This is a genomic window from Paenibacillus chitinolyticus NBRC 15660 (genome assembly GCF_000739915.1).
Classification (GTDB): Bacteria; Bacillota; Bacilli; order Paenibacillales; family NBRC-103111; genus Paenibacillus_F; species Paenibacillus_F chitinolyticus.
This window is the reverse complement of sequence record NZ_BBJT01000008.1, coordinates 1-21,198: the sequence shown is the minus strand read 5'-3', so window position 1 is coordinate 21,198 and position 21,198 is coordinate 1. Positions and strand designations below refer to the sequence as shown.

Below are 21,198 nucleotides of genomic sequence, written 5' to 3'. Positions count from 1 at the left end.
CGGGTGCCCCTTCCGCCTTGAAGGAGGTACCCTGCATGCATCAGGCACAATCCGAGCTGGCCCAAACGGCGGTCAGCCAACCGAAACGTTCCAAAGGAGCCGAAATTTTGCGGCACATCAAGAGGGACCGCCAGCTCCTGCTTTTGTTCCTCCCCTGCATCGTTTTCTTCATCCTGTTCCGCTACGGCCCCCTGTACGGGCTGATCATCGCGTTTAAAAATTACAACGTGTACGAGGGCATCCTGGGCAGCGAATGGGTGGGACTGGAGCATTTCAAAACGTTTTTCTCCAGCCAAGATTTCTGGATGCTGTTCCGCAACACGATCCTGCTCGGCTTGTTTAGTCTCTTGTGGGGCTTTCCGTTCCCGATCCTGTTCGCCCTGCTGCTTAATGAAGTGCGCCTGTCATTTTTAAAAAAGACGGTGCAGACGCTAAGCTATCTGCCGGCGTTTCTGTCCGTCGTCATTATCTCCTCCATGATTATCGATTTCCTGTCGCCGACCCGGGGGCTGATCAATACGATTATCGAGGCGCTCGGCTTTACCCGGACCTATTTCCTGATCGACCCCGAATGGTTCCGTACCATTTACGTGTCCTCGGAAATCTGGGCGACGATCGGATACGACGCCATTATTTATTTGGCCGCGATCGCCGGCGTCAGTCCGACCTTGTACGAAGCGGCGCGCGTGGATGGCTGTACGCGGTTCCAGATGATGCGCTATATCACGATTCCGAGTATTTTGCCGACCATTACGATTATGTTCATCTTGAAAACGGGCGCGATGTTCCGGATCGGCTACGAGAAGGTGCTTCTGCTCTACAACCCGATGACGTACGACGTGGCGGACGTGTTCTCAACGTATGTCTACCGCAAAGGTCTGCTTGAAACGAACTACAGCTATGCCGCTGCCGTAGGCTTGTTCGAGGCGCTGGTCGCGCTCGTGATGCTGCTGGTCAGCAATATGATCAGCCGGAGAGCGGGAGGAAGCAGCTTATGGTAACCGCAAAGGGAAGCAAACTTCGCAAATTCGGTCTTTTCGATCTGATGAATGTGATCGTTCTCAGTCTGGTCGCGGCCGCAACCGTCTATCCGGTGCTGTACATCATCGCGATTTCGTTCAGCGATTCGGCTTACATCGTGCAGAATAAAGTGTTCCTGTGGCCCCGCGGATTCAACCTGGACGCTTACAAGGAAATTCTGCAAAATCCGCGTATTCCGCGCGCCTACCTCAATACGATTCTGTATACGGGCGCGGGCACTTTAATCAACCTGCTGATGACGGCGGTGGCCGCTTATCCCCTCTCCCGGAAGACGTTCTTCGGGCGGAAATATTTTATGATCGCCATTGTGATCACGATGTTTCTGAACGGCGGCATTATCCCGACTTACATCGTCGTGCAGAAGCTCCACCTGCTGGATTCCATCTGGGCCCTCGTACTGCCCAACGCGATCTGGACGATCGAACTGCTCATTCTCAAAAGCTTTTACGAGTCGATGTCCTCGTCCTTGCGCGAATCCGCCCTGATCGACGGCGCCTCGGAATACCGGATTCTGTTCAGCATTATCATTCCGCTGTCCAAGCCGGCGCTCGCTTCCATCGGCCTGTTCTACTTCATGGGCCATTGGAACAGCTTTTTCCTGCCGCTTATTTATCTCAACGACGCCAACCTTTATCCGCTGCAGGTGGTGCTCCGGGATATGCTTATTTTCGATCAGGCCAAGGAGTCGGGGCTCGTGGATCAGGCTGCGCTGACGCCGGAGGCGATGAAAAACGCGACCATCTTCATTTCGATGATTCCGGTGCTGCTGATTTATCCGTTCGCGCAGAAGTATTTCGCCAAGGGCATTATGCTCGGCTCCGAAAAAGGCTGAGAAGGGATGCCCGGCCGGATGTCGAAGATTAAGGGAACTAACAGCGTCATTTCCGTTATAGAGCGAGGGGGACGGAATATGCCGAGGATCCGCTGGAAAGCGAACATGGGGCTGCTGAAGATTTTCTTTTCGCTTCTGCTCGTGGCCGTTGTTATGTTCGCATCCAATTACTTGGTCTTCGAGAATTCGATTTCGGGTATTTATCGTCAAGTCAGCGAGAATAACAAACTGGTTGTGAAGCACGTCATCCGGTCGTTCGATCAGGCTTTCAAAGAGATGAACGATCTCATCTATTCGATCCATGCCTTGCCTTATAAGTCCTGGGAGATGATGGAGGATGACCGGATCAACATGAACGACGTGTATCTGATGCAGAAAAACATGACGACTCTGGTGTCATCCATGGATTATCTGGAGGAAGTTGTCCTGTTCGAGAAAGGGTCCGCCATCGCGATTACCTCGCAAGGGACGTCGAGCCTGGAGGCGCTCTTCAACGAACAGTACCGGCACGATACGTACAACGCGGAATACTGGAGGTCTTTTGCCGAGACGAACCGGACACAGAAAGTATTTCCTGCAAGCGTATTCAAAGTGCAATTCGCGGACCGGCTTGTCCAGAACCGCAATCTCATCGTGCTGATGGGAAGCAATCAGATTTCGACGTACAACATTATGCTGCTGATCGACGTGGATAAGCTGCTGAAGCATGTTAACCAGACCGCGATGATGCAGGGCACTTCCCTGATGGTGATGGATGCCGAGCGCAACCGTATTCTGAGTACGGACCCGGAGTGGGATCTGGTGGAAATGCTCAACGAGGTGTATTTTAACCCGGGGCAGGAAGCGACGGTCAAAAGCCGGGATTACGAGTATCTGTTTTATAAATCCGACTATAACGATTTTATTTATATCGATAAAATGCCGGTTGAGCTCGCGGGCACCGCGCCGGTAGTCGCGTGGAACCGGATGATTATGATTATCGCCATTTTGTCGGCGGTGGGTCTTTCCATCGTGCTCAGCCACTACCTGTACCGGCCGATCCGGGATCTGGTCCGCCTGCTGGGCGGAAAAACGGCGGAACCGCAGGCGGATTACAGCCGTATCCGAAGCGGCATCGAGCAGATCCAACTGGAGAATGCCTCCGTCAAAGTCCAGATGGAGACGGTACATTCCGAAATCCGGCGCGGCGTGTTCCTGCATGCCCTCGACGAATTCTCGCATTCGCGCGAATTCGAGAACCGGATGCAGCACATCTTCGCGGATTTCTTCCGGACGGGTCAGTTCATGATGGCCGCCATTCATCTGCGGCCGAAGGAAGGCCCGGAAGCCGGAAGCGAACCGCCGGCACCGCTGCGGGCCGCTTCCCTGGAGCAGGCGCTGCAGGCCGTGCTGCGTGAAGCGGCAGGGGAGGCCGGCGGCCACTGCGCCGTTTTCCACGCGGGAAGCCTGCAGTTCCTGGCGCTGATCGGCCTCGACCGGCCTTCGGACCGCGAGCCGGTCATCCGGCGCATGGGGCAGATACTGAAGCAGGCCGGGAACGGACCGCTGAAGGACGTCGCCGTTATGGCGGCCGTCAGCAGGCTCTACGCCTCGAAGATCCAGTACTGCCAGGACGCTTACCGCGAGGTGAAGCGGGGCCTGATGTACCGGGATCTCTCGGAGGCAACCCCCGTCACGGACACGCAGGCGATCCGGTATACGTGGAAGGTGTACTTCCCGCTGCATGAAATCGAGAAGCTCTCCAATCATCTCGCGGGCGGGAACGTGGAGGCATGCCTTGCGATGATCCGCGCCATTCTGGAGAAGAACGCCGAGCGGCATGTCCACCATCACCAACTGGTTCCCGTTGCCGAGTGCATCTACTATCACATGCAGCAGTACGTGGAGCCGGGCAAAGTCGACGGGCAGGAGTTGATCCGGCTGCAGGAAGGTTTCATCCGGTCGGTCCATCAAGCGGTGAACTACCGGGAGATCGAAACCGCGCTGGACTATGCCGCGCGCCGTTTTGCGGAATGGCGGAAACCGGCGGGAGACACGAAGTTGGAGGCGGAATTCATCGCCCAGTATATCAACACGCACTATAAGGAAAATCTGCACCTGGATCATATGGCCGAGCTGCTGGGCACGACCCCGAAATATTTCTCGAACTACTTCAAGAAAGCGTTCGGCATCAATTTCGTGGAATATCTCAACAAGGTCCGGATGGCGCACGCCAAGGAATGGCTGAAAACGACCGACTGGTCGGTTGCGGAAATCGGCGAGAAATCGGGGTATCTCAATTCGTCGACTTTTACGAGCACGTTTAAAAAATACAACGGCATTTCGCCCAGCGAATACCGGAGGAAGTCGATTTCCTGACGGGGATGCCCAGAGAGGTTCACCAGCCAAGGAGCGCTTGAAGCGAGGAACGAAGGTTGCCTGGCGAAAAGTTGACCGGGTCGATATAGAGCGGCATTAAGATGAACGTGTATAAAATAGTAACGCTCCCAATAACTAACGGGGCCAATAACTAAGGCGGCCAATGACTCACGGGGCAATCATTTAATGAAGCGTAATTAAAAAAGCCCTGACCACAGGCATAAAGATTAGCGAGAACATGAATAACGGAACTACATGCACATCGAATGACGTGAAAACGAATAACGAAACGTCGAATAACGAAACATCGAACAACGAGAACATTACCCTTATACCCGGGATACCCCGCCCGGATACCGCTTTCTCCATGAGCAGGCTGCATTAGGGCGGGCATACGGGAAGCTGACGAAGGGCATGGAGGCAAAAAGCAATGAAATGCGTTGCGGCACAACATGGAAAAATTGTTCTGCGTGAACTGGAGGAACCGCCGCTCCTGCCGGGGCATATTCTGATCCGTACCGAATATTCGGCGATCAGCCCCGGAACGGAGCTGTCGATGCTCCGCCGGTCCGGCGAGACACCGGTCGAGCTGGGCTACAGCGCGGTCGGCATCGTCACGCAGGCCGGCGAGGGCGTCCGCGGCCTGGAGCCGGGACAGCGCGTCGCCTGCTACGGCGCCCCTTACGTCCGGCACGCCGAGACGCTGGCCGTTCCGGCGAACCTGGCCGCCCCGGTGCCGGATCACGTCCGGCCGGAAGAGGCGGCGCTTGCCGGGCTAGGCGCCATCGCGATCCACGCGCTGCGTACGGCCGACCTGCGGTTTGGCGAGTCCGTCGTCGTGGTCGGGCTCGGCATCCTCGGCAACCTGACGGCGCAGATCGCCTCGGCCGCCGCCATCCGGACGGCGGGCCTAGACCTTGACGCCGGACGCGCGGAGCTGCTGCGCATGGGCGGCGTCGAGGCGTTCGCGAGCGCCGATGAGCTGGAAGCGCAGCTCGCGCGGGTGACCGGCGGTCTTGGCGCCGACAGCGTCCTGCTCTGCGTGGGCGGCGACGGCGAGCCGCTGATCAACCGCGCGTTCGGCTGGTTGCGGGACCGCGGCTCGGTCGTCCTTGTCGGCGACGTGAGCGCGAATTTCTCGCGCGGCCAGATGTTCGGCAAGGAGGCCCGCGTGCTGATCTCCCGGGCGGGAGGCCCCGGACGATACGACCCGATGTACGAGCGCGACAACCGGGATTACCCCGTCGGTTACGTCCGCTGGACGGAAGGACGCAATACCGCGGAGTACATCCGTCTGCTCGCGGAAGGCCGCATTTCGGCGGCCCCGCTGCTGACCTCGCTTCCGTTCAGCCGGGCCGCGGAAGCATACGAAAGCTTCCGCGGAAGCGAACCGGCGCTCGGTGTGCTGCTCCGGTACGGAGCGGACTAAGGGCGGGGCCGCTTAGCCGCCGCTTGCCGTGCGGACCAATCCTTTTACCGGCGGGCCGGGCCTGTCCATGCGGAGCGTACTCCTTTTGACCGGAGACCCCGGGGTCTGTCCCTACGGATCGGCCCCTTAACCGGAATCGCTCGGCTTTTACACGCGGAAAAAACGGCTGCGGCGGCATGAGACGGCCAAGGCGGAACCGCTCGGGCGCTCTCTCGTGAAAGCTGCTTCCATTTAAATCTTAACGTGAACAAAGCGAAACCGATCCTTGTCCCAAGGTGACGTTTCGCTTATTTGTATCTTCTTTTTTTGCGGGCACGAGTATTTCCGGTATTTCTCAGGTTCCGCATCAAAAAAACGTAACAATTTTAATTTAAGATTGGAGTCGTAAAGGTATTTAACCACGAAGGAGGTCGGAGGGCGATGGGGGATCTCATCCTGGAGCTGGTGGACCAGTACGGATATGCGTTTTTTTACGCGGCTCTGGCGCTGGGGCCTTTCGGCATTCCGGTACCCAATGAAGTGACTGTAATGACAGGCGGCGTTATCGGAGCCGAAGGGCTGCTTAATCCTTGGCTCGTTTATCTGTGTATTTTTCTGGGACTGATCACGGCAGTCACGATCGGGTTTGTGATCGGCCGGGTATTCGGCAAACGTTTGATTAACCGGCTGCGCGGAAAGGAAAGGTTCGCCCGGTATTTTGTGTCTTCCGAGCAGCTTCTCGATAAGTACGGCACGGCAGCGATCTGCATCAGTTGTTTTATCCCGTGTGTCCGGTATATCGTGCCGATTTTTATGGGCGCATATGGCAAACGCTATGCCAAATTCGCTCTGTACGCATATAGCGGAGCCTGGGTATGGACGCTTCTTTTCTACGGAATCGGGCGGCAGTGGGGCGGCAATCTGTCCCAGCTTCTGATCGTCCCGGAAACGAAGCTCTTCCTGGTTATCGGCTGCGCCGCGGCGGTTTTATTCCTCTTCTGGAGAAATAGAACCAAAAAATCACAAACCTAGACCCGCCATATCCCCTGCTAATACCCGGTTACCGGTGAACGATATAAATTTTTTTGCGAATTCGTCTTGACCCTCCTCTTGGAGGAGCCTTTAGACTTTGACAGGAAAGGAGGAATACCATGCTAAGCGACAAGCTCTTGACCGTCAAGGAAACCGCGCGGGTGTCGGGTGTAACGGTAAAGACCCTGCATCATTACCACAAAATCGGTCTTCTTCCGCCCCGGGAGATCAGTGAAGCGGGCTACCGGCTGTACGGGATGGAGGAGCTTCAGCGCCTGCAGGAGATTTTGTTTTATCGGGAACTGGATGTGCCGCTGGAAAAAATCGGGAGGGTGCTGGAAGAAAAGCCGCAGCGGACGGCTGTTTTATCTGAGCAGGAGGAGCTGCTTACGGCGCGGAAGGTAAGGCTGGAACAGCTTCTCCTGACGCTGCGGCAGTCCATCCGGTACGCCTCGGAGGGAGAAAGAATGGAAATGGCAGACATGTTCAAAGGATTCGGCAAGGAAGAGGAATGGAAAGAGGCGCTGACGGAGCAGAACGAGTATTTGAAAGAAACGTACGGGTACGATCTTCTGGAGAAAGAAACGATCGATGTGGAGGCGTTGAACGAACAGGCTGCGGAGGCAAAACGGTTTACGGACGGGATGGCCGCCGCCCTTAAAGACGGAGTGAAGTTCGATCACGAAGACGTGCGGACGCTGCTCCGGGACCATCTGGATTTCCTGAACAAAGCAGGGCACGCATTCGGACCTCAAGACTACGTCAATCAGGCGAAGTTTTTTATGGAAGACGATTTTCACCGGCAGATGCTGGAGAGCCAGCAGACCGGTTTGGCTTATTATTTGCGCGCCGCCGCCGAATCATGGGCGTCCGCACAATAACGGCGAAACGTATTGCGAACGGCCGCCGGGCGTATGTTGCCCGGCGGTTTTTTGCGGTATAATTAGTTTCTCGGTTGACGCCCGCGCCCGGTGCGCATAACCGCTTTAAACGCATGATATCATCCTGCCCGGAAAGGGGGAGAACCGGTGGCTTTTGGAGTGAAAAGAGAGGAATTGCAGCGCTGGAAGGCGGCGGTTTCCCGGGGAGACATCGCTTACCTGACGCATTACTGGCTGGAGCCGCGCTTTCCCGGAATCACAACGGTCACGAAAGTCGGGTGTTCCGACCTCGACCGCTTGTCCGACTGGTGCATCTCCCACGGGCTGAATCCCAGGTACATTCATAACCGGGCCCCGTTTCCGCATTTTGACCTGATCGGCACCAAGCAGAAAGAAATCTTGCGGAAAGAAGGCATTCACGACCAGTTGGAGCGGTTTAGGCTGCTTGATTGAAGCGCCAAACCCACAGCCTTACCCTCTCCGTATTAACGCTTCTATGAGCAACGTGACAGTACGTTTATCTTTTTGATTGTGTATTTTTTTCACCCTTATCCAAAGGACATTATTTTATGCGGGCTAATGCGACTGGCTTTACGCGAAAAACAAATAGCCGGCCGGAATGTGCGCGCCATATAGGAACCGTATAAAAAGAAGCTCCGCCGCGGGGCTTTTTTTTGCTGCCTCGAAAACAAGTCAAAAAAGTGCATACATCGGTCATTTCTGTTCATGTTCAAGCGGCGGGACATTCAGTAAGGTAGAAGGGGAAGAGCGCGGGGGCATTGAAAACATTTCTTTCCCACATGCCTGCGCGGGTGGTACTGTTAATTTGCATCATCATCGCTTCTGCGGACGGTGACCACTTCTTTCAAATCGATGAACGAATGATTCCTACGCTCGTACTGTACGCCCTTCTGCAGCATAAAATAACCGCCGGCATCAATGTGGGCGACTTGAAAGGATAGATAAAACCTATGACAAGTTTTAAAGTGAAAGGCAGCCAATTCCTCTTGAACGATAAACCGTTCCGGATTATTTCCGGGGCTCTTCACTATTTCCGGGTCGTTCCGGAATATTGGCGCGACCGACTGTTGAAAATGAAAGCCTGCGGCTGCAATACGGTGGAAACGTATGTGGCGTGGAACGTTCACGAGCCGGAGGAAGGAAAATTTGAGTTCGGCGGTATAGCGGATGTGACCGCTTTTGTAGAGCTTGCCGGGGAACTGGGTCTCCACGTGATCGTGCGGCCCAGCCCGTATATTTGCGCCGAATGGGAGTTCGGGGGCCTGCCGGCCTGGCTTCTCAAGGACTCGGAGATGCAGCTGCGCTGCTCCGATCCGAAGTTTCTGGCGAAGGTCGACGCCTACTATGACGTGCTGCTGCCAAAGTTCGTTCCGCTTCTATGCACGAACGGAGGCCCGATCATTGCCATGCAGGTGGAGAACGAATACGGCAGCTACGGCAATGACAAGGCGTATTTGCGCTATCTGCGGGACGGCATGATCGACCGGGGCATCGACGTGCTCCTGTTCACCTCGGACGGGCCGACCGACGAGATGCTGCAGGGCGGAACGCTGCCGGACGTGCTCGCCACGGTGAATTTCGGCTCCAGATCGGAAGAATCGTTCGCCAAGTTCAGGGAGTACCGGCCGGATGAACCGCTCATGTGTATGGAGTTCTGGAACGGCTGGTTCGACCATTGGATGGAAGAACATCATACGCGCGACGGAGAAGACGCCGCCCGGGTGCTGGACGACATGCTCGGCGCCGGCGCTTCCGTCAACTTTTATATGTTCCATGGCGGGACGAACTTCGGCTTCTACAGCGGAGCGAATCATATCAAGACGTACGAGCCTACGGTGACGAGCTATGACTATGACGCTCCCTTGACGGAGCGGGGAGACTTGACGACGAAGTACGAAGCTTTCCGTGAAGTCATCTCCAAGCACGAAGGCGAACCGGAGTGCGCCCTGCCGGACCCTCTTCCGGTAAAGGAATACGGCGAGGTGGAGATGACAGAACGTGCGGATCTGTTTGCGCAGCTCGGCAAGCTGTCGCAGCCGGTCCGGCGGGTAACGCCGGAACCGATGGAGAAGCTGGGCCAGAATTACGGCTTTATTCTGTACTCGACGCACGTGACCGGCCCTCGCCGGGGGCAGGAGCTGCATATCCAGGACGTACGCGACCGCGCCCTGGTGTTCCTGGACGGCAGCTATATCGGCGCCGTGGAGCGGTGGGATGTCCGGCCGCTTAAGCTTGATGTGCCGGCCGGAGGAGCGCGTCTCGACATTCTTGTCGAGAATATGGGGCGCGTCAACTACGGCCCGCTGCTGCGCGATCACAAGGGAATCACGGAAGGCGTGCGTCTCGATAACCAGTTCCAGTATGGCTGGGACATTTATCCGCTTCCGCTGGATTCGATGGACGGGCTTGAGTTCGGAACGGCCACTGCGGCGCAACATGCGGACACGGCAGGCGAGAAGCCCGCGTTCTACCGGGGCTTCTTCGAAGCGGAGGAGGCGGCCGACACCTTCCTCCGGCTGGAGGGATGGACCAAAGGCGTTGCGTACGTCAACGGCTTCAACCTGGGACGCTACTGGGAGCGGGGCCCGCAGAAATCGCTGTATGTGCCGGGGCCTCTGCTGCGCAAAGGGACGAACGAGATCGTCCTGTTCGAGCTTCACGGCACGGAACAGCTTTCCGTCCGGCTTGAAGACAAGCCGGATTTAGGGACGGAGGCTGCCGTGGACCAGAGCATCCTGAATTTCACGGGAGAGTAAGGGAGGAGCGCGGATGTATAGTCCGCGCTCTTTTTTTAGGCGCTTGCATGCCGTTATGCGGTGTATGCACCGCGATATGGCTTGCATGGAGGCTATGCGGATAATGCCGGGCGGCCTCCCCCTCCATAAACAGGTGAAGGAGCGTGTTCCTTATGCGGCAGCCGAATATTTTGTTTATCACCGTCGATCAGATGCGGGCAGACTGCCTCAGCATTCTTGGGCAACGGTGCTGGACCATCTGACCGGCCCGGTCAGATCCCCAGGGAAGGATGACACCGTCATCCTTCTTTTTGTTAGGTCACCCCTGCAGCCCACTGACGTGCGGATGCGGGGGTTTTGTCGTCAGCAGATGATTATTTACCGGACGGATGATTTACATAGTCTGCAGTTCTGGGACACTTACGAGGGTAAGGGATGTATTTGTGGACGGGCAAAAGAGGAGGTTCGTTTTCTTGTCCTTTTAACTTGAGGCCAAACGGGCACTCACTTGGAAACATGAACGATTGTGATTTCCATATACTGGAGTGAGCGCAAACAGAAAGGAGTGGTGATCTATTGCCAGAGAATCAACCCAATCGGCAAATCTTTAGCGATCGCTCCGGTTCCGTTATTCCGTGGAATCAAGTAAAAGGCAGCCGGAAAGTTGAATATTCCGCTACCCGCCGGAGGGGGGTGGATTTAAACGTAGGCGCTGCGGAAAAGTTCGTCGCCAAAATGAAGAACGTGCCTGTGTTTGCTCAAATTGGCGGTGAAGTAACCTTCCGCGCGCAAGCGCAAGCACCGCTGGATCTATTCGATGAGGCCGGATTGGCGGTACGGCTTCAAGCCATTGCCCGCCTTGCTGCGGGAATCGGACTGCGGCCGAGGATGTCTGTCAGAGATCTTACGGACGCTGTCGGAGGGCTGCCCGATATGAAGGGAGCTCCGATGGAGCTGTTCCAGCTTCTTCTGGGAGAAATTACGATACAAGGAGAGATGCATGCCCAGGCCGCAGTTGCGATAATGGCCTATGCAAATCTCGTAGCCTCCGGAACTTTTCTCAGTAATGACGGATTCGGCAAACCCGGGTTCCAGTATATTTTTGAAGCGGGGTACGGCTTTAAGGTGGGCGGCGGGTACCGTGCTTTCGTAGAGGTGAATTTTGATAATCCGCGCAGGCTTATCAATCGTTACGCAGAAGCCGCTATCACCCAAATGATTGCTTTGGCCGGTCAGAGTACGTCTCCGGAACAACTGGCCCTGATACGTTCTCTTGAAGCGCCAGTAATCATTGGAGCCCGGCTTGCTTATGAAATCGGTGAACTGCCGAGAGAACAAGCCGGTGAACGGAGTATCGCGGTCATTATCCTGGAAGGGCAGCGCTGGCTGCTGAAACGGTTTCGGGAGACAGCTTCGAACAGCACCGTACAATGGACCGCCAATAATCTATTAACGTCGTTAAACAAACATATGGAGAGTAAGATGTCTCTCTATCCATTCAACGGACCCTTGGAAGTTCAAGTGCCGTCAAACGTAGCGAATGACGTAAACACTCAATTAGGCCGAAGTCCGGGCACACCACTTTCCCAAACAGATTTGATAACCTACTTAACCGGCAAGCCGCTTCAAACCCTGCTTTCCCAATCGGAAGACACGCGCCTCATCCTGAACATCTTCCAAAACGCTTTTCCGGGCAATCCGCAAACAAGCGCAGGAGCCATCTTTGCTTACACCGGCAGCAACCCGTCGGGCCTCTTGACAGGACTAACCTCCGGACTCCAAGCCTACGCGGGGCAGCAGCTGAACACACCGGCCTTTAAACAAGCTGTTCAGCAAGTCGCTTCGGGCAGCCGGGAAATGGGCGTTATTTTACAGAGCGGTCTGATTCCCTCTCTGGAGATTGCGGCCAGTGTCGCACTTCCCTATGTTATGAATCAAGGCGGCTATGATCGGACATTCGTCCGAGAGGCTCTTTCCTCTGCGCTGCTGGCAATTGTCGGAAGAGGTCTTGTCCGTATGTTTAACGGGGTTACCATGCATATCCAGGGGCAGCTCGGCGGACTGCTCAATGGAGCGGCCAATCAATTGTCCAGCCCTGCTGTCGTGAACCTGCTTGAGCTGACCGGGCCTGCCAACCGATATCTCATCCGGCCTTTACAGGCAGGATTCAGAGAGGCGGCCGACCAGTTAGCGAATTTTATACCTCAGCGGGCATTCGATCAGATGCTTATTATTTTTACCCCGATAGAGGCCGGATCTACCGCCTCGTTTGTTCAGAATCTGCGGAAGACGGATTGGTCGCCGAGAGCCGGCAATCTGTCGGATGTAGCCAATACATTGCTGACCATCCTTATGACTAGAGCAACGACATTTACTTCAAAAATCATCGCAGTCGTGCTTCAAGCTTTCCTTGAAGTTCTTCTGCAGGAGCTCCAGGACTTGATCGATAAATTTGGCCGTATTCTCAAAGAAGCCTGGGAAGCCCTCCGAAATTATATGCGGACCGTACTGACTGAGCCTCTCAGACGTATTATCCGTGAACTCGTCGGTCAAAAAATAAGCGTATTACCTCCACGCATTCAATCCCTTGTAACGGAGGGGATAGACGCCGCCATCAATAGTTTGCTTCCCGGTGCGGTATTGGATCCGATCATGAACGGACTCAGTAAAGTAACCTTGGATTCCAAAAAGGTACTGGATACGATGACGGGTCAAGGGAACTTCCCCGCTTTCACGGATTATCTGTTTCAAGAGATTCTCCAGCAGCTCCGGCGTTCGAATCTAAATCTGAACCTAAGTATTAACGTGCCGATTAAACTTCCTGGACCGCTCAGTGGTCCGGCTTTTACGGGAGGAGGTCCGGCAGGATACGGCGGTATCGGCGGCTTAGGCAGCGGCAGTATAGGTGATTTGGGCGGAGGGTTAGGAAACATTGGGGGCTTAGGGGATGCAATAGGAGGGTTAGGCGATGCGATAGGCAACTTAGGCGGAATTTTAAAAGGGAATGAAAGCCTTGGCGAAGCCCTGGATAAAATTCTGAATAATGCCGGTCTCGGGGGTCTCATTCCGGTCCCCGGCGGTAATCCGCAAATTCCACTCGGGGTTACCCTGACACCGGAGCACATTGTTCGTGCCATTCGGGAAGCCGTACCAATAAGAACTTTGCAGGGACAATACAGAAATTTGCGTTCGCAAGCGGCCCCCGCTCTTCAAAAAATGCAGCAGGTGGCCGAATTTCAGGCTGCCATCCCGCGTATTGTCGCTGATTTTCAAATTAACCGCTCTTCTGAAAGATCGCTTGGCATTGTTTATACGGATGCCCTAATTCTGCTGCGTCCTCTTCCGGGACAGGGAAATCCTTCCGTTTTTGAACTTCTTGTTCACTTTCCGGGCTTAAGGAAGCCTGTTCCCGGCATAATCGGGACTTATCCTCAAATTTCAGTCGTTCTGGACAATTGTCAGCTGCCGCTAAATACCTTTCAAACGAGATGGAACGATAACGGAGGGATACAAGGGAGACCGCCGGGCCTCACGCTCCGGCGTACGCTGACCCTGCGGGAATTGAGGGGAGGAACGAATATGATCTATACGGCTGCCTCTGCTCCCTATTTCGGGAAGGTTGAAGCTGCGACACAATTTAGAATACAGTCCAATCCGCCGCTCACAAAATAAAAGGGAACAACACAAGGATCATAACGAATGGATAAGCTATGATCCTTGTGTTTGGGGAACCTTGCCTCCAGGGTGCAGCAAGCCGTTTCAGGAAAGCAGACAAGCGGGAGAGGGTCTAAAAAAGAGGCTGCCGTTCCATGGCCGTCCGCTCAGATCCGCAATTTTCCGCATGCGCCAGAATCAACCCGGCCGTCCGGTCCGGATGGGAAATCGGAAATTGGTGCCCGGCGGGGATTTCCGTTACGGGCAGATGCCGGAAAGCCTGCGGCAGGCGGTACCGCCGGTCCAGCTCTCCCCAGATGAGGCGGACTTTGCCCGTGTCCCACTTCCCGGGACTCAGGCCGAACGCTCCGGCGTTCCCGAGAGCGGCGAATACGTCCGCGTTCGTTTTGCGGACCCGGGGCGAAGCCAAATCACGGAGCACATAGCGCACGTACTCCTGCGGGATTTCCTCCTCGTCCGCAAAGCTGCCGGATTCCAGCAGCTTCCGGACCAGCGCCCGCTCCGTCATCCGCTTCATATAGGCGCCCGCAATCCAGGCGGGGACGCCGGCATGAGCCGGATGAAGGGCCGGCTGCAGAAGCACCGCTCCGCGGACATAGCCGGGCAGCCGTTCCATCACCTTGGCGGCGATAAGCCCTCCGAAGGAGTGGCCGGCCAGCACAACCGGTTCCCCGAGCTCCATCAATGCGCCCGTGACGGCCTCGACATAACCGGCAATTACATCGCTTCCGTGGTGATAGGGCGAGCGCCCGAAGCCCGGCAAATCCACGGCGTATACGGGGTGGCCGTTCAGCCGGGAAGCGGCCGGGAGCAGCGGGAACGCCCCGCTGAAGGTCCCGTGCAGGAGTACCACCGGGATACCGGAGCCTCTCTGGCGGGACCATACGGCGAGCTTACCCAGACGGCCCGGTTTAAATTCGGCACCAGGCAGCCCCGCCTCCCCGTGAGAGAGCCGGTAATCCAGATCGGCTATGGTGCCGGGCAGGATATCCCTGCTCAGCCCCGTATCCAGCTTGTATTTCCGCTCCACGGCTTGTTTGGAGGCAAGAGGAAAATCGCCGTCCGCGATAAAATTCATGGACTCCGCCGGAATGCCGGTTTTACGGCCCCATTTTGTCCCCAGAGCCTTGCTCAGCAGGGGAAGAGGCATCGCGCCGAAGGGTCTCCGGACACGCACTTCTTTGGCGATGCTCCGGGCCAGTTCACGCATATCAGGGCTGCCGCTTTTTTCGTCCAGCAGAAAATAGGTGCCGTTCCCGGGCTCTTCTTCCCGGGCCAGCGCTGCGATGAATGCGGCCGCATGGTCGGCGTGCACCAGGGGCAGCCAGTGCCCGGCACCGCCGGGAGAGAGGGGCATCAGGCCGCGCCGGACCGAGTCGACGAGAATGCCGAGACCTCCCGTCTGCTCGGTGACGCCGGTGGCGGAATCCCCGATCACGACGCTGGGATTTACGACGGAGAGCGGAATTCCTTCGCGGTACAGCTCCCTGCGGATATACAGGTCTGCGGCGAACTTTCGATTCTCGTAAGGAGGCTCGCCGGGATGCCCGATGTGCTCGGGGAGATCGGCGTTTTTTTCGTGGTAAGGGCTCTTGAAGCCCACCAGATGGATAAAATGCTTCAGTCCCCGGTTGGTATGGATCTGTTTCGCTAGGGACACCATCTCTTCGCTGGAGCGGAAAAACACGCTCTCGGCCTCCTCCCGCCCGAGCCCGATGTCCATGGGCCCGCCCATGTGCAGGAGAATATCCGCCTGCCCGGCAAGCTCCAAGCCGATATCGTCCAGTCCGAGCGAAGGCAGAGACAGGTCGCCTTTCACGGGACGGATATGTGGGGAGTACTCCAGTCCCTCCTTTTGCAGAATAGAATCGAAGCGGGCGAGAGACCGGACAAGGACGGTAAGCCGGTGGGATCCTCCCGACCCCGCCCCCGGAAGGGATAGAGCCCGGAGAACGTGACGGCCGATAAAGCCGGTTCCGCCGGTAATAAAGATGTGTGCCATTCATGAACACCTCTGCTTTCTGAAAATATACTACTAATTAGTACTAGAAATACTCAAAAAAATTACTTTAGCAGCTGGGCTAAAGCGGGAAGCACTTGTTGCATATAAGTAGAATCAGGGCTGGCATGCTGGAGGAAAAGCGCGCCTTCTATACCGGAAAGGATCAGTGCGGCCGCAGGACCCGGTTCCAGACTTGATCTTAATTCTCCGCTGCGGACGCCTTCCGCGAGAAGTCCTTCAAGGTACAGGGTCTGTTCCCGGAAAAAACGTCCGATCCGCTCCCTGACGAATCCGGCCTCACGGGAGGTTTGTACGTACAGCGTCAGAAACGGGCAGCCTCCGAGGAAATCGTCCTCACCCCGCATCAGCAAATCGCCGATCGCCGCAATTTTCTGCGGGACAGTCAGTCCGCTCCGGGAACCGGCTTCGCGGATAAGCTCCTCGTAACGTCCGACGAGTCTTTCCGTAATGGCCCCCAGAAGCTCCTCCTTGCTTTTAAAATGGTAGTAGATATTCGTTTTGGATACTTTGCTCTCGGTTACAATTTCGTCCATACTGGTAAGGAGAAACCCTTTTGTCAGAAAAAGGTGTTCGGCGGTATTCAGGGCCTTGTCCCGGTTGGAAGTTCGTTTAGTCGTTTTCATACTACTACTGTATAGTACTAAAAAGGGTTTCGTCAATCTTTACTTTCGGAAAGAAGGGGAAAAGATGAGTCTTGCGGAAGCGCTGGGCTACCGCCCGGATGAAAAACTGCTTATCGTCAACGCGGACGATTACGGCATGTGTCATGCCGCGAACGAAGGAATCGCGCAGCTTCTGGCCGAGGGGGCGGTCTCGTCGGCGACCGTCATGATGCCGTGCGGCTGGGCGAAAGAAGCCGTGGAGTGGGCGGCGGCCCATCCCCAGACGGATGTGGGCGTCCACCTGACGTTTACGAGCGAATGGACGCCGTACAAATGGGGGCCGGTTACCCGGCACGGCAGCGTCGCGTCGCTCGTTACGCAGGAAGGATACTTCCCGGCGGATTCCGCCTCATTCGAGCGTAGAGCCGACCCCGAAGAGGTGCGGACGGAGATCGTGAGCCAGATCGAGCTGGCGATGCGGATGGGCGTTATGCCGACTCATTTGGACAATCACATGGGAAGCTTGTACGGCCTTGGCACCGGCCGGGATTTTCTCGGCATCGTGTTTGACATCTGCGCGTCCTACGGGCTGCCTTTCCGGATTCCCCGGTACGTGGACATGGGTCTGGAGGTGCCGGCCGAAGCAGCTAAGACGGCCGGGCTGCGTGCCGCTCAAGCCGATGCCAAAGGCGTGGTGATTCTGGATTATTTGCTGGGGCTTCCTTTTCATATGGAAAAAGGGGAGACCTACGAGAGCTTCCGGGGAAGCGTCATGCGGCTTTTGAGGGCTCTTAAGCCCGGAGTCTCGGAGTTCATTCTTCATCCGGCTCTGCCCGCCGAGGAATTGAAGGCGATCAACCCTCATTGGCAAAAGCGCGAATGGGAGTTCCGCCTTTTCCGCGATCCCGAAATAAAAGGACTGCTTGCCGCCGAAGGAATCCGCCTCATCGGCTGGTCGGAGCTTCAAAGATTGCAGAGGGCGTCCCGTTAAAAAAATCCCCCTATCCGGGGGACGGCCGCACTGCTTGGCCGGATGTTTCCCGCTGAAGAGGGGGAACCGTTTACGTGTTTACCGTCGTCGTTACGGTCAGGTTCGGCGTTGAAGCGGAAGCGGACGTCGTGCCGGTATAATCGTGAACTTCCACGATAACGGGCGTTCCGGGAAGCAGCGCGGCCGTAGCGATGACAAGATTTGTCGCGGACAGCGTGGAGAGGCCTCCCTCCTGCAGCACTCCGTTCGCATACAGGTTATAGTAACCGCCCGCCGGCGGAACGGGGAGCGCGCCTGCGGCCAGGGTAGTGCCGGAGTCGTCCCGGAAGCTTGTGTCGGGGATTGTCGTCGTGCCTGCGCCCGCGTCGATCATCGGCGCGGTCACGACCGCATCGAACCGTCTGACGTTGTCGTTCACGGCCGTTGTGGTCGTCGTGGTGACGGTACCCGTAATGACGCTGCTCGCCGCAACGAACAGCTTGATTAAAGATGGGGGCATGCGTGATCACCTCTTTGCTTGTTTACCTTACCTTATGCGGTGAACGGCAGGTTGTCGCGGTCTTTCGCCCCCGGCATCCGCGGGAGTGCTTTCCCAAAATCGTGACGAATTGCAGCATGATCGGCACGCCTTTTTCCGGCAATTCCGGCGAGCGGAGCTTCAGTTTCCCCCGGCTTACCCGGTAGACGCTGGACGGCTGGAGGACCGCGTTTACGAACAGATTCGTGTAGGACACGGTGCGGGGATCCGGGATTCGTACCCGGCCGTAGGAGGGATCCTGATCGCGATTTCTGTAAATGCGCCGGAATCCGTCGGAAAACGTGACAAAAACGGCCGTTTTTGCCTGAAGAATGCGCAGGGAGCCCGATTGTTTCGTTTTGCGGATTCGTTTCTTCCGTTTTAGCCGCACCGCGCCTGCCTCCTTTCTCAGAGGGAAAACTCTTCTTCCTGTTTATATATGCAAAGGAGAGGCTGCCGTAAACCGGGCGTTTGCCGGGCCCCGAGCCGCAATCGTGCAGCGGGCCTGACTTTTACAGCGTTAAAAGAATGCCGGACAAGTTCATAAAGTGTAAAAGGAGGAAACTCTATGAAAGCCGGATGGGCCGCGCTCCTGTTTCTCCTTGTGCTGACGGCATGTCAAGACGGGAGGGAAGTCCAGGTCCCGCGGGAACACAGTTTGGCCAAAAGCTATCTGGAGGACAAAGGCTATCGCATTATGTCTTACGAGGGCGAGGGCCAAAGCTACGAGCTGACGAAGGATGTGCTCAGAAAATTGCCCGGGATGATGTACTGGGGCCTGCAAACCGTAGATCCTGAACAATATTTGGGCAAATTGATCCGTGTCCAGAAATTCGTCGTCAAGGGACATCCTCTTTCCAAAGGAAAGGTCGACGTTTATGTGTACGAAAGTGAGGGAGAGCCGTTCGGCGGGTTCTCGTTTCCTCAGGATCAATACGGATCGACCGGCGGAGGCTGGTCGCTGGACGGCAAAACGCTGGAAGAAGTCCATTCCGTCACTTACCCGGATTGGAGAGCGGCGTGGCGGGAGAAATACGGCAATTAAGAGGGGTGGAAAATTGGACGCGTCATTTCTGGAACGCGATACCGTTACGGTAGCGAAAGAGCTGCTCGGCTGCGAGCTGGTCCGGCAGACAGAGGCGGGGCTTATCCGTGTGGCGATTACGGAAACGGAAGCCTACCAAGGCTCCGATGACCCGGCCAGCCATGCCTGCCGCGCCGTCACCCCGCGCAACCGGCTTATGTTCGGCGAGGTCGGCCGGCTGTACGTGTACCTCATCTACGGGATGCACCTGTGCATCAACGTCGTGGCCCACGAGCCCGGCGGAGTGGGAGCGGTGCTGCTGCGTGCGGCCAGGCCCCTGGAGGGGCTGGAGCTGATCCGCGACAACCGCGGGGGCGCCCCGGACCGGAATCTGCTGAACGGTCCCGGTAAACTGGCGCAGGGCCTCGGGATCACCCGGGACCTGAACGGCTGCGACTTGCTTGCGGAACCGCCGCAAGGACTGGCGCTGGAGCGCGGAGCCCCTCTCGCGGGTCCGATTCTCGTCACGCGGCGGATCGGCATCACCAAAGCGGTGGACTACCCGTGGCGTTTTGTCGCCGAGTGAAGCACCCGACGGAGGCAGGAGAGGGACGGAGGAAACACGTTTGCTCCGCTCTGCACGGATTCTTAACGCCAAGTCCCCCGCTATACCCGGCAAGCCTATTTCCGCGTATACGCGCCGAAATAGAAACAGCCCGTTTCGAACAAGCCGAGACGGGTTGTTTTTTGTATGTGCCGCAGCATATAGAGTCCTTTAGAGACTAGGCAAGCGGGCTAAATTTGACTTTCGGTTCCCTGCCATTTACCATTTAGATAAGTGAAATGTTCCGTGTTTAAATATTTCACTGTGAAACCAAATATCGGAGTCCGTATCCGATCGTGCGAATGTCTCCCGTTCCTTTTTGTCCCCCTTATTTGCGCTTCATTCCCTCTGGGGGGAACGCTTAATTTCGAAAGGAAGTCGTGTTATATGCCGGTGGAACCGCGTATTGCCATGATGCTTAAACAGATGAATTCACACCCGCTGCCGTCTTGGGAGGATCTGAGGCCGGAGGATCTTCGCAAAGGTACGGGGAATGCGGCCTTCACTTTCGGGGTGGAGGAGGTCAAACAGGTGGAGGACCGGAAGCTTCCGCTCAAGGGACGGGATATCCCGATCCGGATTTATACACCTGAAGGTCGGTGCCCGTGGCCGGCGTTCGTTTTTTTTCACGGGGGCGGCTTTGTAGTCGGAGATTTGGAATCGCATGACTCCATCTGCCGGAACTTGGCGAACTCGGTTCATGCCCGGGTGATTTCCGTGGATTACCGCCTGGCACCGGAACATAAATTTCCGGCGGCGGTGGACGACGCTTACGATGCCCTTCAATGGATCGCTTCCCATCCGGACGAGTTCGGCATCGATCCCGCACGGATCGCCGTCGGCGGCGACAGCGCGGGAGGAGCGCTCGCGGCCGTAAGCTGCATCAAGTCGAAGGAAGCGGGCGGCCCGGAGATCGTTTACCAACTGCTATGTTATCCGGCTGCGGGCTTTCTCGAAGAGGACCCGGCATCGCTGCGCGAGAACAAGGAAGGTTACCTGCTGACCGTGGGGATGATGGAATGGTTTTCGAAGCAGTATTTGAACACGGAGGAAGAAATCCGCAATCCTTATGCTTATCCCATTCACTATAAAGATTTTGGCGGACTTCCGCCCGCGATGATTGTGACTGCCCAGTACGACCCGCTGCGGGACAGCGGCAAGGCTTATGCGGACAAGCTTATCGGGGCGGGAGTCGAAGTGACGTACAAGAATTACGAGACCCTGATTCACGGCTTCGCCAATTTTCACAAGTTCGTCCCTGCCGCACAAGAGGCACTGGATGAGATGGCCTCGCAGCTTCGGCTGGCCTTGGGTACGGATAAACGGTAACCATATAAAAAGACAGAGATGACAAGACAACCGGCCGGAAACCCCGGAAACCCCGGAACCCCCGGAAACCCCGGAACCCCCGGAACCCCCGGAAACCCCGGAACCCCCGGAACCCCCGGAACCCC

17 protein-coding genes are annotated in these 21,198 nt (G+C 56.4%); 13 read left to right on the top strand and 4 right to left on the bottom strand.

The window, feature by feature from the left end; genetic code table 11:
• The first annotated feature begins 35 nt into the window (after positions 1-35).
• From PCH01S_RS19070 to PCH01S_RS19020, 9 genes are all read left to right on the top strand, one after another.
• Entirely contained in the window at positions 36-1,001 is a 966-nt protein-coding gene (locus PCH01S_RS19070) for an ABC transporter permease (protein ID WP_042231970.1), read from the top strand.
• Entirely contained in the window at positions 995-1,873 is an 879-nt protein-coding gene (locus tag PCH01S_RS19065) for a carbohydrate ABC transporter permease (RefSeq protein ID WP_042231969.1), read from the top strand. The genes PCH01S_RS19070 and PCH01S_RS19065 overlap by 7 nt, the downstream gene beginning before the upstream one ends.
• A gap of 78 nt (positions 1,874-1,951) precedes the next feature.
• Positions 1,952-4,231 (top strand): helix-turn-helix transcriptional regulator, encoded by a 2,280-nt coding sequence (locus PCH01S_RS19060; protein ID WP_042231966.1) that lies wholly within the window; start codon positions 1,952-1,954, stop codon positions 4,229-4,231.
• A gap of 430 nt (positions 4,232-4,661) precedes the next feature.
• Positions 4,662-5,660: a zinc-dependent alcohol dehydrogenase gene (locus PCH01S_RS19055; protein WP_042231963.1), complete on the top strand. Its 999-nt coding sequence runs from the start codon at positions 4,662-4,664 to the stop codon at positions 5,658-5,660.
• Positions 5,661-6,080: 420 nt separating this feature from the next.
• Positions 6,081-6,671 (top strand): DedA family protein, encoded by a 591-nt coding sequence (locus tag PCH01S_RS19050; RefSeq protein ID WP_042231960.1) that lies wholly within the window; start codon positions 6,081-6,083, stop codon positions 6,669-6,671.
• A 119-nt stretch (positions 6,672-6,790) separates the two neighbouring features.
• On the top strand, positions 6,791-7,552 hold the full coding sequence (locus tag PCH01S_RS19045; RefSeq protein WP_042231958.1) for a MerR family transcriptional regulator: 762 nt from the start codon (positions 6,791-6,793) through the stop codon (positions 7,550-7,552).
• Between the two features lie 147 nt (positions 7,553-7,699).
• Positions 7,700-8,005 (top strand): hypothetical protein, encoded by a 306-nt coding sequence (locus tag PCH01S_RS19040; protein WP_042231956.1) that lies wholly within the window; start codon positions 7,700-7,702, stop codon positions 8,003-8,005.
• A gap of 518 nt (positions 8,006-8,523) precedes the next feature.
• Positions 8,524-10,329 (top strand): glycoside hydrolase family 35 protein, encoded by a 1,806-nt coding sequence (locus PCH01S_RS19030; protein WP_042231952.1) that lies wholly within the window; start codon positions 8,524-8,526, stop codon positions 10,327-10,329.
• 555 nt (positions 10,330-10,884) lie between these two features.
• On the top strand, positions 10,885-13,980 hold the full coding sequence (locus tag PCH01S_RS19020; protein WP_241688789.1) for a hypothetical protein: 3,096 nt from the start codon (positions 10,885-10,887) through the stop codon (positions 13,978-13,980).
• 115 nt (positions 13,981-14,095) lie between these two features.
• On the opposite strand, the gene PCH01S_RS19015 is transcribed toward PCH01S_RS19020, so the two are convergent.
• Positions 14,096-15,985 (bottom strand): alpha/beta fold hydrolase, encoded by a 1,890-nt coding sequence (locus PCH01S_RS19015; protein ID WP_042231947.1) that lies wholly within the window; start codon positions 15,983-15,985, stop codon positions 14,096-14,098.
• Positions 15,986-16,047: 62 nt separating this feature from the next.
• Positions 16,048-16,629 carry a TetR/AcrR family transcriptional regulator gene (locus tag PCH01S_RS19010; protein ID WP_042231944.1) on the bottom strand — a complete coding sequence of 194 codons (582 nt, stop codon included), beginning with the start codon at positions 16,627-16,629 and terminating at the stop codon, positions 16,048-16,050.
• Between the two features lie 64 nt (positions 16,630-16,693).
• Here PCH01S_RS19010 and PCH01S_RS19005 point away from each other — a divergent pair, with 64 nt between their 5' ends.
• The gene (locus tag PCH01S_RS19005) at positions 16,694-17,599 is read left to right on the top strand and encodes a polysaccharide deacetylase family protein (protein WP_042231941.1); all 906 of its coding nucleotides are present in this window, start codon (positions 16,694-16,696) and stop codon (positions 17,597-17,599) included.
• Positions 17,600-17,669: 70 nt separating this feature from the next.
• On the opposite strand, the gene PCH01S_RS19000 is transcribed toward PCH01S_RS19005, so the two are convergent.
• Positions 17,670-18,098 (bottom strand): DUF4183 domain-containing protein, encoded by a 429-nt coding sequence (locus tag PCH01S_RS19000; protein ID WP_042231937.1) that lies wholly within the window; start codon positions 18,096-18,098, stop codon positions 17,670-17,672.
• A gap of 22 nt (positions 18,099-18,120) precedes the next feature.
• A complete protein-coding gene (locus tag PCH01S_RS18995; protein WP_042231936.1) occupies positions 18,121-18,507 on the bottom strand; it encodes a DUF4183 domain-containing protein in 387 nt (128 codons plus the stop codon).
• A 177-nt stretch (positions 18,508-18,684) separates the two neighbouring features.
• On the opposite strand from PCH01S_RS18995, the gene PCH01S_RS18990 reads away from it, so the two are divergent.
• The 3 genes from PCH01S_RS18990 to PCH01S_RS18980 all read left to right on the top strand — a co-directional run bounded on the left by PCH01S_RS18990 (position 18,685) and on the right by PCH01S_RS18980 (position 21,073).
• Positions 18,685-19,161, top strand: coding sequence for a hypothetical protein (locus tag PCH01S_RS18990; protein ID WP_042231933.1), 477 nt, complete (start codon positions 18,685-18,687; stop codon positions 19,159-19,161).
• Between the two features lie 13 nt (positions 19,162-19,174).
• Positions 19,175-19,726, top strand: coding sequence for a DNA-3-methyladenine glycosylase (locus PCH01S_RS18985; RefSeq protein ID WP_042231931.1), 552 nt, complete (start codon positions 19,175-19,177; stop codon positions 19,724-19,726).
• A 405-nt stretch (positions 19,727-20,131) separates the two neighbouring features.
• Positions 20,132-21,073: an alpha/beta hydrolase gene (locus tag PCH01S_RS18980; RefSeq protein WP_042231928.1), complete on the top strand. Its 942-nt coding sequence runs from the start codon at positions 20,132-20,134 to the stop codon at positions 21,071-21,073.
• Positions 21,074-21,198: the final 125 nt, after the last annotated feature.